General features: G+C 68.9%; 21 protein-coding genes. 19 read left to right on the top strand and 2 right to left on the bottom strand.

All coding sequences use genetic code 11. From position 1 onward, the window contains the following. From rplE to map, 14 genes are all read left to right on the top strand, one after another. Complete coding sequence (rplE, locus tag AC29IT_RS04640; protein WP_224956649.1) at positions 1-564, top strand: 50S ribosomal protein L5; 564 nt, start codon at positions 1-3, stop codon at positions 562-564. 42 nt (positions 565-606) lie between these two features. Then, positions 607-792: a type Z 30S ribosomal protein S14 gene (locus AC29IT_RS04635; RefSeq protein WP_184476381.1), complete on the top strand. Its 186-nt coding sequence runs from the start codon at positions 607-609 to the stop codon at positions 790-792. Positions 793-1,013: 221 nt separating this feature from the next. Continuing rightward, a complete protein-coding gene (gene rpsH, locus AC29IT_RS04630; protein ID WP_358432727.1) occupies positions 1,014-1,412 on the top strand; it encodes a 30S ribosomal protein S8 in 399 nt (132 codons plus the stop codon). A 12-nt stretch (positions 1,413-1,424) separates the two neighbouring features. Continuing rightward, on the top strand, positions 1,425-1,964 hold the full coding sequence (rplF, locus tag AC29IT_RS04625; protein WP_224956647.1) for a 50S ribosomal protein L6: 540 nt from the start codon (positions 1,425-1,427) through the stop codon (positions 1,962-1,964). A gap of 2 nt (positions 1,965-1,966) precedes the next feature. After that, positions 1,967-2,371 (top strand): 50S ribosomal protein L18, encoded by a 405-nt coding sequence (gene rplR / locus AC29IT_RS04620; RefSeq protein ID WP_255614166.1) that lies wholly within the window; start codon positions 1,967-1,969, stop codon positions 2,369-2,371. Positions 2,372-2,413: 42 nt separating this feature from the next. Continuing rightward, on the top strand, positions 2,414-3,025 hold the full coding sequence (rpsE, locus tag AC29IT_RS04615; RefSeq protein WP_184476393.1) for a 30S ribosomal protein S5: 612 nt from the start codon (positions 2,414-2,416) through the stop codon (positions 3,023-3,025). A gap of 1 nt (position 3,026) precedes the next feature. Next, positions 3,027-3,209 carry a 50S ribosomal protein L30 gene (gene rpmD, locus AC29IT_RS04610; RefSeq protein WP_224956643.1) on the top strand — a complete coding sequence of 61 codons (183 nt, stop codon included), beginning with the start codon at positions 3,027-3,029 and terminating at the stop codon, positions 3,207-3,209. A 2-nt stretch (positions 3,210-3,211) separates the two neighbouring features. Beyond that, entirely contained in the window at positions 3,212-3,661 is a 450-nt protein-coding gene (gene rplO / locus AC29IT_RS04605; RefSeq protein WP_358432603.1) for a 50S ribosomal protein L15, read from the top strand. A gap of 547 nt (positions 3,662-4,208) precedes the next feature. Continuing rightward, entirely contained in the window at positions 4,209-4,709 is a 501-nt protein-coding gene (locus tag AC29IT_RS04600) for a hypothetical protein (protein WP_488217972.1), read from the top strand. A gap of 89 nt (positions 4,710-4,798) precedes the next feature. Then, on the top strand, positions 4,799-5,404 hold the full coding sequence (locus AC29IT_RS04595; RefSeq protein ID WP_488217971.1) for a hypothetical protein: 606 nt from the start codon (positions 4,799-4,801) through the stop codon (positions 5,402-5,404). Between the two features lie 214 nt (positions 5,405-5,618). Beyond that, positions 5,619-6,215 (top strand): hypothetical protein, encoded by a 597-nt coding sequence (locus tag AC29IT_RS04590; RefSeq protein ID WP_488217970.1) that lies wholly within the window; start codon positions 5,619-5,621, stop codon positions 6,213-6,215. A gap of 488 nt (positions 6,216-6,703) precedes the next feature. Then, complete coding sequence (secY, locus tag AC29IT_RS04585) at positions 6,704-8,008, top strand: preprotein translocase subunit SecY (RefSeq protein ID WP_358432611.1); 1,305 nt, start codon at positions 6,704-6,706, stop codon at positions 8,006-8,008. Positions 8,009-8,266: 258 nt separating this feature from the next. Next, positions 8,267-8,821 (top strand): adenylate kinase, encoded by a 555-nt coding sequence (locus AC29IT_RS04580; protein ID WP_358432613.1) that lies wholly within the window; start codon positions 8,267-8,269, stop codon positions 8,819-8,821. A gap of 33 nt (positions 8,822-8,854) precedes the next feature. Next, positions 8,855-9,646 (top strand): type I methionyl aminopeptidase, encoded by a 792-nt coding sequence (gene map / locus AC29IT_RS04575; RefSeq protein WP_488217969.1) that lies wholly within the window; start codon positions 8,855-8,857, stop codon positions 9,644-9,646. Positions 9,647-9,749: 103 nt separating this feature from the next. Here the strand turns inward: map and AC29IT_RS04570 are convergent, their stop codons facing one another. Together AC29IT_RS04570 and AC29IT_RS04565 are read right to left on the bottom strand one after the other, a co-directional pair. Next, complete coding sequence (locus AC29IT_RS04570; RefSeq protein ID WP_358432617.1) at positions 9,750-10,352, bottom strand: class I SAM-dependent methyltransferase; 603 nt, start codon at positions 10,350-10,352, stop codon at positions 9,750-9,752. Positions 10,353-10,467: 115 nt separating this feature from the next. After that, positions 10,468-11,109 carry a class I SAM-dependent methyltransferase gene (locus tag AC29IT_RS04565; RefSeq protein WP_488217968.1) on the bottom strand — a complete coding sequence of 214 codons (642 nt, stop codon included), beginning with the start codon at positions 11,107-11,109 and terminating at the stop codon, positions 10,468-10,470. 564 nt (positions 11,110-11,673) lie between these two features. Between AC29IT_RS04565 and infA the strand changes: the two genes are divergently transcribed. The 5 genes from infA (at position 11,674) to rpsD (ending at position 13,676) form a co-directional block, all read left to right on the top strand. Then, a complete protein-coding gene (gene infA, locus AC29IT_RS04560) occupies positions 11,674-11,895 on the top strand; it encodes a translation initiation factor IF-1 (RefSeq protein WP_009948665.1) in 222 nt (73 codons plus the stop codon). 53 nt (positions 11,896-11,948) lie between these two features. Beyond that, positions 11,949-12,062, top strand: a complete 114-nt coding sequence (rpmJ, locus tag AC29IT_RS04555; RefSeq protein ID WP_184476415.1) for a 50S ribosomal protein L36 — start codon at positions 11,949-11,951, stop codon at positions 12,060-12,062. Positions 12,063-12,236: 174 nt separating this feature from the next. Further along, the gene (gene rpsM, locus AC29IT_RS04550; protein ID WP_358432622.1) at positions 12,237-12,617 is read left to right on the top strand and encodes a 30S ribosomal protein S13; all 381 of its coding nucleotides are present in this window, start codon (positions 12,237-12,239) and stop codon (positions 12,615-12,617) included. A gap of 25 nt (positions 12,618-12,642) precedes the next feature. Further along, the gene (gene rpsK, locus AC29IT_RS04545) at positions 12,643-13,047 is read left to right on the top strand and encodes a 30S ribosomal protein S11 (protein WP_224956627.1); all 405 of its coding nucleotides are present in this window, start codon (positions 12,643-12,645) and stop codon (positions 13,045-13,047) included. 23 nt (positions 13,048-13,070) lie between these two features. Beyond that, entirely contained in the window at positions 13,071-13,676 is a 606-nt protein-coding gene (gene rpsD / locus AC29IT_RS04540) for a 30S ribosomal protein S4 (protein ID WP_224956626.1), read from the top strand. Positions 13,677-13,779 lie beyond the last annotated feature (103 nt).

Here is a 13,779-nt window from a genome sequence, read left to right as displayed (position 1 = left end):
ATGACTACTGCAGAGAAGATCGTCCCCCGGCTGAAGACCCGGTACCGCGACGAGATCCGCCCGGCCCTGCAGCAGGAGTTCGAGTACGCGAACCCCATGCTGGTGCCCGGCGTCGTCAAGGTCGTCGTCAACATGGGTGTCGGCGACGCCGCCCGGGACAGCAAGCTCATCGAAGGCGCGGTCCGCGACCTGACCATCATCACCGGTCAGCGCCCCGAGATCCGCCGGGCCCGCAAGTCCATCGCTCAGTTCAAGCTGCGCGAAGGCATGCCGATCGGTGCGCGCGTCACGCTGCGCGGCGACCGCATGTGGGAGTTCGTCGACCGCCTGGTCACCATCGCGCTGCCGCGCATCCGTGACTTCCGCGGCCTGTCGCCGAAGCAGTTCGACGGCAACGGCAACTACACCTTCGGGCTCAACGAGCAGTCGATGTTCCACGAGATCGACCCCGACTCGATCGACCGTCCGCGCGGTATGGACATCACCGTGGTGACCACGGCCACCACCAATGAGGAAGGCCGGCGGCTGCTGCGCCACCTGGGCTTCCCGTTCAAGGAGCAGTGATGTCGGGTATCGCTGGGCGTCGAAACAAGGAGAACTGAGCCGATGGCCAAGAAGGCGCTGATCAACAAGGCCGCTCGCAAGCCCAAGTTCAAGGTGCGCGGTTACACCCGCTGCCAGCGCTGCGGGCGTCCGCGGTCGGTCTTCCGCAAGTTCGGCCTGTGCCGCGTGTGCTTCCGCGAGATGGCGCACGCCGGCGAGCTGCCGGGCGTGAGCAAGTCTTCCTGGTGAGTGCCCGCCCGTCGAGCGCCACCCGGTGACGGGTACGCTCGGCGGGCACCACCAGGTCTTTTGCCCGCTTCGGCGGGCTGGCGCGCGTGCGTGCCGCTGACATGAACCTGCCGATCGAGCAGGTGTGATCCGACTTCGCCTAGGCCAGGATCCAGACCTCCCGCACCGCGGGGCGCGTCCGGGTCCGTCGGAACCGGGTGAGAAAGGTGGACCAGGTCACCATGACGATGACCGATCCCATCGCAGACATGCTGACGCGTCTGCGGAATGGAAGCTCGGCTTATCACGACGAGGTCGTGATGCCGCATTCGAAGCTCAAGGCGAACATCGCCGAGATCCTCAAGCGCGAGGGTTACGTGATGGGTTCCCGCGCCGAGCAGGGCGAGAAGGGCCAGAACCTGGTCGTCGAGCTCAAGTACGGCCCGAACCGGGAGCGCAGCATCGCCGGCCTGCGACGGGTCTCGAAGCCCGGCCTGCGGGTCTACGCGAAGTCCACCAACCTGCCGAAGGTTCTCGGCGGTCTGGGCATCGCGATCATTTCCACGTCGGGTGGTCTGGTGACCGACCGGCAGGCCATCAAGCAAGGCGTGGGCGGGGAAGTCCTCGCCTACGTGTGGTAAGGGAGGAGGAGCATGTCGCGCATCGGGAAGCTTCCGATCACCGTGCCCTCCGGTGTCGAGGTCACCATCGACGGGCAGGCGGTGACGGTCAAGGGGCCCAAGGGCACCCTGGAGCAGAACATCGCCGAGCCGATCATCGTCGAGAAGGATGACGACGGGTCGGTCCTGGTCAAGCGGCCGGACGATGAGCGGGAGAGCCGCTCGCTGCACGGTCTGTCGCGCAGCCTGGTCAACAACATGGTGCTCGGCGTCAGCCAGGGCTACCAGAAGAACCTCGAGATCCACGGCGTGGGCTACCGCGTGCTGCTCAAGGGATCGAACCTCGAGTTCTCCCTGGGCTACAGCCACCCCATCGTGATCGAGCCGCCGCAGGGCATCGAGTTCGCCGTTGACGGCGCGACCAAGCTGTCGGTCAAGGGCATCGACAAGCAGCTGGTCGGCGAGGTCGCCGCCAGGATCCGCAAGCTGCGCCGCCCCGACCCGTACAAGGGCAAGGGCGTCCGGTACGCCGGCGAGACCATCCGCCGCAAGGTCGGGAAGACGGGTAAGTGACCATGAGCGAGACAACCACTGCTACGAAGCGCAAGCCCGTGGGCAAGGACATCTCGACCGTGCGTCGGATCGCCCGCGCCAACCGCCACTTCCGGCTTCGCAAGAAGATCAGCGGCACGCCTGCGCGTCCGCGCCTGGTCGTGACCCGGTCCACGCGGCACATCGTCGCGCAGGTCATCGACGACGTCGCGGGTCACACGCTGGCGTCGGCCTCCAGCATGGAAGCCGACCTGCGCACCCTCGAGGGCGACAAGAAGGCCAAGGCGACCAAGGTGGGCGAGCTCGTTGCGGCTCGCGCCAAGGACGCCGGGGTCGAGAAGGTCGTGTTCGACCGAGGTGGCAACGCCTACCACGGCCGCGTCGCGGCGCTGGCCGATGCCGCTCGCGAGGGCGGCCTGGAGTTCTGACATGCGTACGACTGAGATGACAACGATCGAGAGGGACGCCTGATGCCTGGACGCACTCGGCGTGACGGCGGTTCGGAGTCCGGCGGCAAAGACCGCCGGGACCGCCGCGACGGTGGCCGTGGCGGGGCGGCCCAAGAGAAGAGCATGCAGTTCGAGCGTGTCGTGACGATCAACCGCGTCGCGAAGGTCGTCAAGGGCGGCCGGCGGTTCAGCTTCACCGCGCTCGTGGTCGTCGGTGACACCGACGGCATGGTCGGTGTCGGCTACGGCAAGGCCAAGGAAGTGCCCGCGGCGATCGCCAAGGGCGTGGAGGAGGCGAAGAAGAACTTCTTCCGCGTCCCCCGCCTCGGCGGCACGATCACGCACCCGGTGCAGGGCGAGGACGCCGCAGGCGTCGTCATGCTGCGTCCGGCCAGCGCCGGTACCGGTGTCATCGCCGGTGGTCCGGTGCGCGCGGTGCTGGAAGGCGCCGGCGTGCACGACGTGCTGAGCAAGTCGCTGGGCAGCGACAACCCGATCAACATCGTGCACGCCACCGTGGCGGCGCTGAAGAGCCTGCAGCGTCCGGAGGAGGTCGCGGCCCGCCGCGGTCTGCCGCTGGAAGACGTGGCTCCCGCGTTCATGCTGCGTGCCCGTGCCGGTCAGGGGGCGTGACGTGGCACAGCTGAAGATCACTCAGACGCGTGGTCTGGTGGGCACCAAGAGCAACCAGCGGGACAGCATGCGCACCCTCGGGCTGCGCAAGATCCGCCAGTCGGTTGTTCGCCCGGACGACGCGAACACGCGTGGCCTGATCAAGGCCGTGCACCACCTGGTGACGGTTGAGGAGGTCGACTGATCATGGTCATCAAGATCCATGACCTGCGGCCCGCGCCGGGTTCGAACCGGGACAAGATCCGGGTCGGCCGTGGTGAGGGTTCCAAGGGCAAGACCGCGGGCCGCGGTACCAAGGGCACCAAGGCTCGCAAGACCGTCTCCCCGCGCTTCGAGGGCGGGCAGATGCCGATCCACATGCGGCTCCCGAAGCTTCGCGGCTTCAAGAACCGCAACCGCGTGGAGTACCAGGGCGTGAACCTCGGCCGGCTGGCCGCTGCGTTCCCGAACGGCGGCACCGTCGGTCTCGACGAGCTGATCTCCGCCGGTCTCGCCAACAAGGGCGAACTGGTGAAGGTCCTCGGTGGCGGCGAGCTGGAGGGCGTCAAGCTGGACGTCACCGCGCACGCCTTCACCGGCAGCGCGCAGGAGAAGATCACTGCCGCGGGCGGTTCGGCGACCAAGCTGGACAGCTGAACGACGCGGTGATCCGGTCGTGAGGGCCGGTCGACCTTCGGGTCGGCCGGCCCTTTCGCATGTCCGGGGCGGAACACCGAGGTTCTGGTGATTTCCTGGTTCTCAGCTGCTCCGCCCAGCGGGCGCAATTCGCTGACCTGCGGTGACGCCACGCGGTCCGGCCGAGAGGCATCGTGCCCGGCGGGGACCGCGCTCCCGCGGTGAACGAGCCGTGCCGCCGCGGTGAACGGCAGCGGTCCGCGGCCGTCGCGCTCCGCGGTCGCCGCCGGACCGCGCCGCGGGCTCCCGTACCGCCGTCCGGATGCCGGGGGGCCTTGCTGCGCTGCGGTGACGCCTCGCGGAGGTCGGTGATCGGGCGGGCACGCAGCGTTGCCGGAGCAATTGCGATGCGCCGAACGGCCGCCGCGAAAAGTGTGAGTGCGCGCCGCCGTTCCGCCGAATGCGTGCCTCCCATTTGCTGGTGCAGACCAATCGCGGGCCGCTCTACCTTGATCGGACAAGTGCCCCGAAGCACACCTCCGATCAACGAAGACCTGAGGAGCGGACCATGCGGCATCGAACCCTGCGCGCCGGACTCCCGCTGGTGGCGATGTCGCTGCTGGCGGCCACCGTCCCCGGAGTCGCCACCGCGGCCGGGACCGCGGACGTCGCCCCCGCGCGGCACTGCGCCTTCCACGCCGACACCGGGCGGCAGCACTGCTTCGGCACCCTCGCCGAGGCCACCGGCAGGGCCCGCGCGGCCGCCGCGGACACCCGGGACGGCGAGGTCGTCCAGGGCACGCTGTTCGACGAGGAGAACTACGGCGGCGACAGCTTCACCATCTACGGCACCGGGCTGTGCGAGAAGGACGGCTGGGTCGACTACCAGATCGACCTGCCTGACGACTGGAAGGACCGGGTCACCTCGGTGCAGCCGTGGGGGAACTGCTGGATCTGGCTGTACCCGGAGCCGGACCTCGGCGGCGACCGCGACGGGCCGTTCAAGGAGAACACCGCCTACGTCGGCGACCTGATGAACGACCGCACCCAGTCGGTCGGGCTGAGCTGAGCGAGCGGGCGGCCGGATCTCCCCGCGGCGCGATCCGGCCGCCCCGCACCGAGTTTCGCCGCGGGCCCCGCTCTCAACGAGGAGAAGCCATGTCCCCACGCCGGACCAGCGCGGTGCTCGTCTCCGCGTTCTCGCTGGCCTCGCTGGCCTTCGCCCCCGCGGCCTCGGCCGCCGACGAACCGACCACCCGCGAGCTCATGGAGCAGTGCGACAACGGCACCGACAGCTGCGTGTTCCACCCGGAAGGGCAGCCGGAGTACTACACCGAGGACCGGCACGTCGTCGGCGACCCGGTCTACAACTGCACCGACGGTCTGCAGCGGTTCTCCGTGGAGTGGTCGGACACCACCTCGCAGAGCAACAGCGTCGGCCTGTCCATGACCACCGAAGCCGGGTTCGGGAAGGTCTTCGCCGTCGCCTACGAGCAGAGCTACGAGCACACCTGGGAGGAGTCGCACACCGAATCCCAGACGACCTACGTGGACACCGAACCGAACCAGGTGGGTTCCGTGGAGCGCGCCGCGCAGATGCAGAAGGTGCGGGGCACCTACGAGCTGCACTTCGGCGACAAGTTCCACGACCACTACATCTGGTACGTGCCGATGGAGGTCACCGGTCCGGCCCCGGACCCGACGAGCGCGGTCAGCCAGCACGTGCGGGACATGACGGAGGAGGAGATCTCCCAGTGCCCGTGACGTGCGCAGTGCCCGTGACGTGCCCACTGCCCGCGATGCGCCCAGTGCCCGTGACGTGCCCAGTGCCCGTGACGTGCGCAGTGCCCGCGATGCGCCCGGTGCCCGTGATGCGCCCAGTGCCGGTGACGCGGTCAGCGCCCGTGGCGCGCCCGGCGCCCGCAGCGAAATCCCGGCCCGCGCCGAGCTCGCGCCCCTACCGAGAAGAGGCCTCCCGATGATCCGACGCATCGCCACCGCCGCGGCCGCGACCGCCGCCGCCGGACTCCTGATCGCCCCGCCCGCCTCCGCCGCGGACGAGCCCACCGCCCGCGAGCTGCTGGAGAAGTGCGACAACGGCACCGACAGCTGCGTGTTCCACCCCGAAGGCGAACCCGAGTACTTCCAGAACACCTCCGAGCAGGTCGGCAGCCCCACGTTCAACTGCACCGAGCTGCCGCAGCGGATGGGCGTCAGCTGGTCCGACACCACCTCGGAGAGCAACAGCCTCGGGCTGTCCATGTCGACCTCGTTCGGCGAGGTGTTCAAGGTGACCTTCAAGGCCAGCTACGGCCACGAGTGGAAGGAATCCCACACCGAGAGCCAGACGACGAACATCGACGTGAACCCGGGCGACGCCGGGCGCGTCTACTACGGACCGAAGATGCAGAAGGTGCACGGCACTTACGAGCTGCACTTCGAGGACAAGTTCTACGACCACTACATCTGGTACGTGCCGATGGAGGTCACCGGTCCCGCCGAGGACCAGCAGAGCACCGTCGTCCAGGACACCACCCCCATGACGGAGGAAGAACACGCCGCGAATTGCGGGTGATCGTGTCCGCTCGGATTGCGAGCGGATGAGGTGGCGGAACCGCAGCGGGATTCTCGCTGCGGGACCGTTTTCACCGGTGGCTCCGCACAGGCGAAAACGCCGTCCTCGCGAGAATCCCGCTGAGAACCCGCGGGTGGTCGGCTGCTCATCGGCTTCGCCGCCGACGAGAAGCCGGCGCGACTCGCTGTGCGCGTTCGAATTCGCGCTGTGCGGGGATTTCCGGTGTTGTGCGGGCGCTCCGGCGCGGGTGGTCACCGCGCGTGGATCGGGTCGTTCCCAGCCGTGTTCGCCGAACGGGAACGATTCGAGGTGCGGCGGATCACCGCCGACCGGCGGGACGCGTTCGGCGACCTGCTAGAGTCGCCCAGGCAGCACCGTGCCGAGCACGGTGCTGTGGATTTTCCAGCCGTGCCGGCCCCGTGTACGAGGAATTGGGAAGCCGGCCATCGTTCGGCCGGTACCCCCGGCTTGCGCACCAGGAGGTTCGCGTGCTCGGCGCCTTCCGCTCGGCTCTGGCGACGCCGGACCTGCGCCGCAAGATCCTGTTCACTCTGGGCATGGTCGTGCTGTACCGGCTCGGCGCCACGATTCCCTCTCCGGGGGTCTCGTACCCGAACGTCCAGCAGTGCTACCAGGAGTTGCAGGGCAGTCAGAGCGTCTTCTCGCTGTTGAACCTGTTCAGCGGTGGCGCGTTGTTGCAGTTGTCGGTGTTGTCGCTGGGCATCATGCCCTACATCACCGCGAGCATCATCGTGCAGCTGCTCCAGGTGGTCATTCCACGCTTCGAGCAGCTGAAGAAGGAAGGCCAGTCCGGCCAGGCGAAGCTGACGCAGTACACCCGGTACCTGGCGATCGCGCTCGCGGTCCTGCAGGCGACGGGCATCGTCGCGCTCGCCGAGCGCGGCCAGCTGTTCCCGAACTGCAGCGCGGACGTCATCCCGGACAGCTCGGTGCTGAACCTCATCACGATCGTGGTCGTGATGACGGCGGGCGCCTCGCTGCTGATGTGGATGGGCGAGCTGATCACCGAGCGCGGTATCGGCAACGGCATGTCGCTGCTCATCTTCACCTCGATCGCGGCTCGGATCCCCGCCGAGGGCGGCCAGATCCTGCAGACGCACGGCGGCCTGGTGTTCGCGGTGATCCTGGTGTTCGCGGTCGCGATCATCGCGACGGTGGTCTTCATCGAGCAGGCGCAGCGCCGCATCCCGGTGCAGTACGCGAAGCGCATGATCGGGCGCCGGATGTACGGCGGCACCTCGACCTACCTGCCGCTGAAGGTGAACCAGGCCGGTGTCATCCCGGTGATCTTCGGTTCCTCGCTGCTGTACCTGCCGCAGCTGCTCGGGCAGCTCGCCGGCAACCAGGACTCCTGGTGGGCGCGGTTCATCCAGACCTACATCGTCGACCCGTCCAGCTGGGTGCACATCCTGCTGTACATGGCGATGATCATCTTCTTCGCCTACTTCTACGTCTCGATCACGTTCAACCCGGAAGAGCGGGCGGACGAGATGAAGAAGTTCGGCGGGTTCATCCCCGGCATCCGGCCCGGCAGGCCGACCGCTGAATACCTGAGCTTCGTGCTCTCCCGGATCACGCTGCCCGGTTCGCTGTACCTGGGCATCATCGCGATCCTGCCGAACTTCTTCCTGGGCCTGACCGGCCAGGGCGGGAACCAGAACTTCCCGTTCGGCGGCACCGCCGTGTTGATCATGGTCAACGTCGGCCTGGACACGGTGAAGCAGATCGAGAGCCAGCTCACGCAGCGGAACTACGAGGGTTTCCTCCGGTAAACTCGTCGGCTAACGGATACCGGACACGACGTTTCGCATCGCGGAAGCTCATCGGCGTTCTGCGCAGCGCGTGCACTAGGGTGTCCGTCCGTGGCGACGCCCGACGCGGTGCCCGCCTGGGCTGGTTCCAGGCGCACCGCGGGGTCGCCGGAACATCGGGCAACGCGCGCGGTGATCAGCATCCGCACTCCACGGGGTGAGTGCGGAGCGCTCGACGAAGGTGGTGGCAGACCACCGGATTGATTCGGAGGCAGACCCTTGGTGCGATTGGTTCTCGTCGGCCCGCCGGGTGCGGGCAAGGGCACCCAAGCGGCCGTGCTGGGCGAACGGCTCGCCGTTCCGCACATCTCCACCGGCGACCTGTTCCGGGCGAACATCGGCAACTCCACGCCGCTCGGGCAGAAGGCCAAGTCCTACATGGACGCCGGTGAACTGGTGCCGGACGAGGTCACCAACGAGATGGTGCGGCAGCGCCTCGCGGAGCCGGATGCGCAGAACGGCTTCCTGCTCGACGGGTTCCCGCGCACCACGCCGCAGGCCGACGTGCTCGGCGAGATCCTGGCCGAGAACGGCATGGAGCTCTCCGCGGTCCTCCAGTTCGACGTGCCGGAGGAGGAGCTGGTGAGCCGCATGCTCGCCCGCGGCCGCTCGGACGACACCGAAGACGTGATCCGGCGCAGGCTCGCCGTCTACCACTCGGAGACCGAGCCGCTGCTGGACTACTACCGCCCCAAGGTCGTCAAGATCGACGCGCTCGGCTCGGTCGAGGAGATCACCGACCGCGCGCTGGACGCGCTGGGCCAGAAGGCCTGACGGACGACACCGAGGAACGGACGGGGAGTACGGGTGTTTCGGCGAAGCAAGGGCATCGAGCTCAAATCGACCGGCGAGATCGAGGCCATGCGGGCCGCTGGGCTGGTCGTCGCCGACGCGCTCGCCGCGGTGACGGCGAAGGCGGAACCGGGCGTCAGCACCGGTGAGCTCGACGAGCTCGCCGAGCAGGTGATCCGGGACGCGGGCGCCGTCCCGTCCTTCCAGGGCTACCACGGCTTCCCGGCGTCGATCTGCGCGTCGCTGAACGAGAAGGTCGTGCACGGCATCCCGTCGAAGTCCGAGGTGCTCGCCGACGGCGACCTGCTCTCGGTGGACTGCGGCGCGATCCTGGAGGGCTGGCACGGGGACTCCGCGGTCACGCTGTCCATCGGCACCGTCGGAGCCCGGGACCGGGCGCTGTCCGACGCCACCCGCAAGGCGATGTGGGCCGGGCTGCAGCGCGCCCAGGCCGGTGCGCACCTCACCGACATCTCGCACGCGGTGCAGAGCGCCGCGCAGGCCGCGGCCAAGGCCGACGGCAACCAGTACGGGATCATCGCCGAGTACGGCGGCCACGGCATCGGCACCGAGATGCACATGGAGCCGTTCCTGCCGAACCTCGGCAAGCCGGGACGCGGCCCCAAGCTGCGGGTCGGCATGGCGCTGGCGGTGGAGCCGATGCTGACGCTGGGATCCGCGGAGACCGAGGAGCTCGACGACGAGTGGACCGTGGTGACCGTCGACGGTTCCCGCGCGGCCCACTGGGAGCACACCGTCGCGATCACCGAGAACGGCCCCTGGGTGCTCACCGCCCCGGAGAGCTGATCCGGCTCCGACCGGACGAACGTTCGCGGAACGCCCCGCTCGCCGACCTGGTGGGCGGGGCGTTCCGCTGCGCTCACCGGGTCGCGGCCGGCATCGCGAGCCGTCAGCGCGGCCGGCGGCAGACGTAGACGCGGGCGGGTGGGACGTTGCGCCACACGGTGCTGCGCGGCAGCACCTCCTCGAAGGTCTCCCGCAGCAGTTCGGTGAAGGCGATCGTGTTCCGCCGCCACAGCGTCGTCACGTAGGTGACGGTGGTGAACACGCCGCCCGGGGTCAGTGCCTTCGAGACCTCCGCGAGCAGTGCGCGCTGCTCGTCGGCGGGCAGCAGGGTCCACGGGATGCTGCTGATCACCGCGTCGACCTGGCTGCGGTTCGCGGTGCGCAGCAGGTCGCCGAGGTGGCGGGCGTTGCCTTCGATGACCTCCAGCCACGGCTTGGTCGAGGCGAGGTAGCGCACCATCTCCGAGTCGATCTCCACCGCGAAGTGGTCGGCGCCCGCGGGCAGCCGTTCGTGCAGCGCGCCGCTCAGCGCCCCCGTGCCGGGGCCCAGTTCGAGGACCGTCGGCGTGCCGTGCACCGGCACGACCTCGGCGACGGCACGGGCCACGTGCTCCGAGGTGGGCAGCACGGCGCCCACCGTTCCGGGTTGCCGCACGGCGCGGGTGACGAAGGTGCGGTACTCGTGCAGCTTGGCTTGCTTGCTCACTCGGCGCTCCTGGATCGGTCGGGCGGTCCGTGCCGAACGGTAGCGACCGGGGAGCCGCCGCCGGGCGGTGACGCCGCCGCACGGGGGAATTGCGATCGCTGGGCGGTCCGTCCGATCAGTGCAGCGGTCGGCGGCAGATGTAGTGCAGGATCGGCGGGAAGTTGCGCCACGTGGTGTGCGTGAGCACCTCGTCGAAGGTCTCGCCGAGCAGCTGCCGGAACCGTCGGCCGCCGGAGTTGTGCTCGGCGGGCAGGTAGGTCAGCGCGGTGAACGCGCCGTGCGGGGCGAGGACCTTGGTGACCTCGCCGAGTATCCGGTCCTGATCGAACGCGGGGAGCAGCGACCACGGGATGCTGCTGATCACCGCGTCGACCTGGTCGATGCCACGCTCGGCCAGCAGCGGCACCAGATCGCCCGCGTCGCCGTGCACCAGCTCCATCCACGGCGCGTGCGCCTGGAGGTGGTGCACCATCTCGTCCACCAGCTCGATGCCGACGTGCCGCGCCCCGGCGGGCAGCCGGTCCCGGATGCCGCCGCTGAGCGACCCGGTGCCGGGGCCGAGTTCCAGCACCACCGGGCTGCCGGTGGTGGGGACCACCTGGGCGACGACCGCGGCGACCGCCGTCGAGGTGGGGGTGGCCGCGCCGACCCGGTGCGGGTGGCGCACGGCCCCGGCGAGGAAGGTGCGGTATTCGCCGAGCTTGCCGGGCAGGCCGGACGGGCGGGTGCCTGCGGGGCGGTCCTGTTGGGCGGTCACTGCTCTCCTCGAAGCGAGTTCGGTGGTCGGAGCGGGATTGCGGTGGGCGCCGATGCGCGGACCGGGCGGCCTCGCGACGTCCCGGCCGGGCGCCTCGGGCGAGCCGGTGGCCGGAGTGCCCGTGGCGCCGGGCGACGTCGTCGTCGCACTGCCAGGTGAGATCGAACGTAGACAGCCCGCGAGCGGCACCGCAACCGCCCGAGTGGGCGGTCCGGAGCCGCGGCAGGCCCGGACGTCGGGCCGTCGAGCCGCTCGGGCCCGCCGACCTGGGGTGTTGCCCGGGCCCCGGGTGAAGGCGCGATCCGCGTGCGCGTACAGTGGAGCAACGGCGCACTCATCGCGCCGGTTCGTCGTGCGTCCTGCTCGCAGGGAGCACGTGCAGGGGGTCGGTTCCGACCCGCTGGCCAAGTCGCCCCAGGGGTGTCCCGCGGTTCACGCCGCAGGGCTCAGGGCGTCCGGACCGGCCGCAGCGCGCCTGTCACCGGCACTAGGGGGGAAGTCTCCTGGTCAGGTGGCCGAAGGCGCAAGCCTTACCAACCGTCACCGTCACGAAACGCGGAGGACATGGGCAAAAAAGACGGGGCCATTGAGGTCGAGGGTCGCGTGATCGAGCCGCTCCCCAACGCGATGTTCCGCGTCGAGTTGGAGAACGGGCACAAGGTCCTCGCGCACATCAGTGGCAAGATGCGTCAGCACTACATCCGCATCCTGCCCGAGGACCGGGTCGTCGTGGAGCTCTCGCCCTACGACCTTTCCCGTGGGCGCATCGTCTACCGCTACAAGTGACCTCCACGGTGTCCGGGAGACCGGGCACGCGTCCGAGCAGGAGAGCACAGGCCGTGAAGGTCCAACCGAGTGTGAAGAAGATCTGCGACAAGTGCCAGATCATCCGCCGTCACGGGCGGGTCCTGGTCATTTGCGACAACCAGCGCCACAAGCAGCGCCAGGGCTGATCGCTTCCGTCGCAGACGGGTAGCTGTACAGACAATCCAAGGGAACTCCCCTGACCTGCCGGCTCGCGAGGTGAGCCGGTCCACCCCCGGTTCCAGGCCGGGGCTTCGCACCGATCGAGGTGCGGAGGTGGCTGGGGTTGCAGACCTGGAACGACACGAAGGAGACCTGCCGCAATGGCACGGATCACCGGTGTCGACCTCCCGCGTGACAAGCGCATGGAGGTCGCGCTGACCTACATCTTCGGGATCGGCCGCAGCCGTTCCCAGGAGATCCTGAAGGCGACGGACATCTCGTTCGACGCCCGCGCGAAGGATCTCGACGACGAGCAGCTCGCGAAGCTCCGCGAGTACATCGAGAACAATTTTCGGGTCGAGGGTGACCTGCGCCGTGAGGTCGCGGCCGACATCCGCCGGAAGATCGAGATCGGTTGCTACGAGGGGACGCGGCACCGCCGCCACCTCCCGTTGAACGGGCAGCGGACGAAGACCAACGCCCGTACCCGCAAGGGGCCGAAGAAGACGGTCGCCGGCAAGAAGAAGGCCGGGAAGAAGTAAGCGTCGCTAGGAGACCACGACAGCTATGCCACCCAAGTCTCGCACCGGCGCCGTCAAGAAGGTGCGGCGCAAGGAAAAGAAGAATGTCGCGCACGGACAGGCGCACATCAAGAGCACCTTCAACAACACCATCGTGTCCATCACGGACCCGACCGGTGCTGTGATCAGCTGGGCCTCCGCGGGCCACGTCGGGTTCAAGGGCTCTCGCAAGTCCACCCCGTACGCCGCGCAGATGGCCGCTGAGAACGCTGCCCGCAAGGCCGCCGAGCACGGCATGAAGAAGGTCGACGTCTTCGTGAAGGGCCCGGGTTCGGGCCGCGAGACGGCGATCCGCTCGCTGCAGGCCGCCGGCCTCGAGGTCGGCACGATCCAGGACGTGACCCCGCAGCCGCACAACGGCTGCCGGCCGCCCAAGCGGCGCCGGGTCTGATCGCGGGAGAGGAGTAGAAGAAGATGGCACGTTACACCGGTCCCGCGACCCGCAAGTCCCGCCGTCTGAAGGTTGACCTCATCGGTGGGGACCAGGCGTTCGAGCGTCGTCCGTACCCGCCGGGGCAGCACGGGCGCGCGCGCATCAAGGAAACCGAGTACCTGCTGCAGCTCCAGGAGAAGCAGAAGGCTCGTTTCACCTACGGCATCCTCGAGCGCCAGTTCCGCTCGTACTACGAGGAAGCCAACCGCCGCACCGGCCGTACCGGCGAGAACCTCCTGCAGCTGCTGGAGTCCCGCCTGGACAACGTGATCTACCGGTCGGGCCTGGCCCGCACCCGGCGGATGGCGCGGCAGCTGGTCAGCCACGGCCACTTCGTGGTCAACGGCACCAAGGTGAACGTTCCGAGCTTCCAGGTCTCGAAGTTCGACATCATCGACGTGAAGCCGAAGTCGATCAACACCACGCCGTTCATCATCGCCAAGGAGACCTTGGGCGAGCGGCCGGTGCCGGCATGGCTGCAGGTCGTCCCGTCGAACCTCCGCGTCCTGGTGCACCAGCTCCCGGAGCGCGCGCAGATCGACACCCCGGTCACCGAGCAGCTCATCGTCGAGTACTACTCGAAGTGATGCTTCCCGCCGGCGGCCCCACCAGGTCGCCGGCGGTGGCCGTCCGGGCGGCGGAGCCGGATTCCGCCGTCCGCCCGCGGTTCGCCGCGGGCAGCCATTCCAC

The organism is Saccharopolyspora sp. MMCC62 (assembly GCF_057736575.1).
This window is presented reverse-complemented; position numbering and strand designations above follow the sequence as displayed.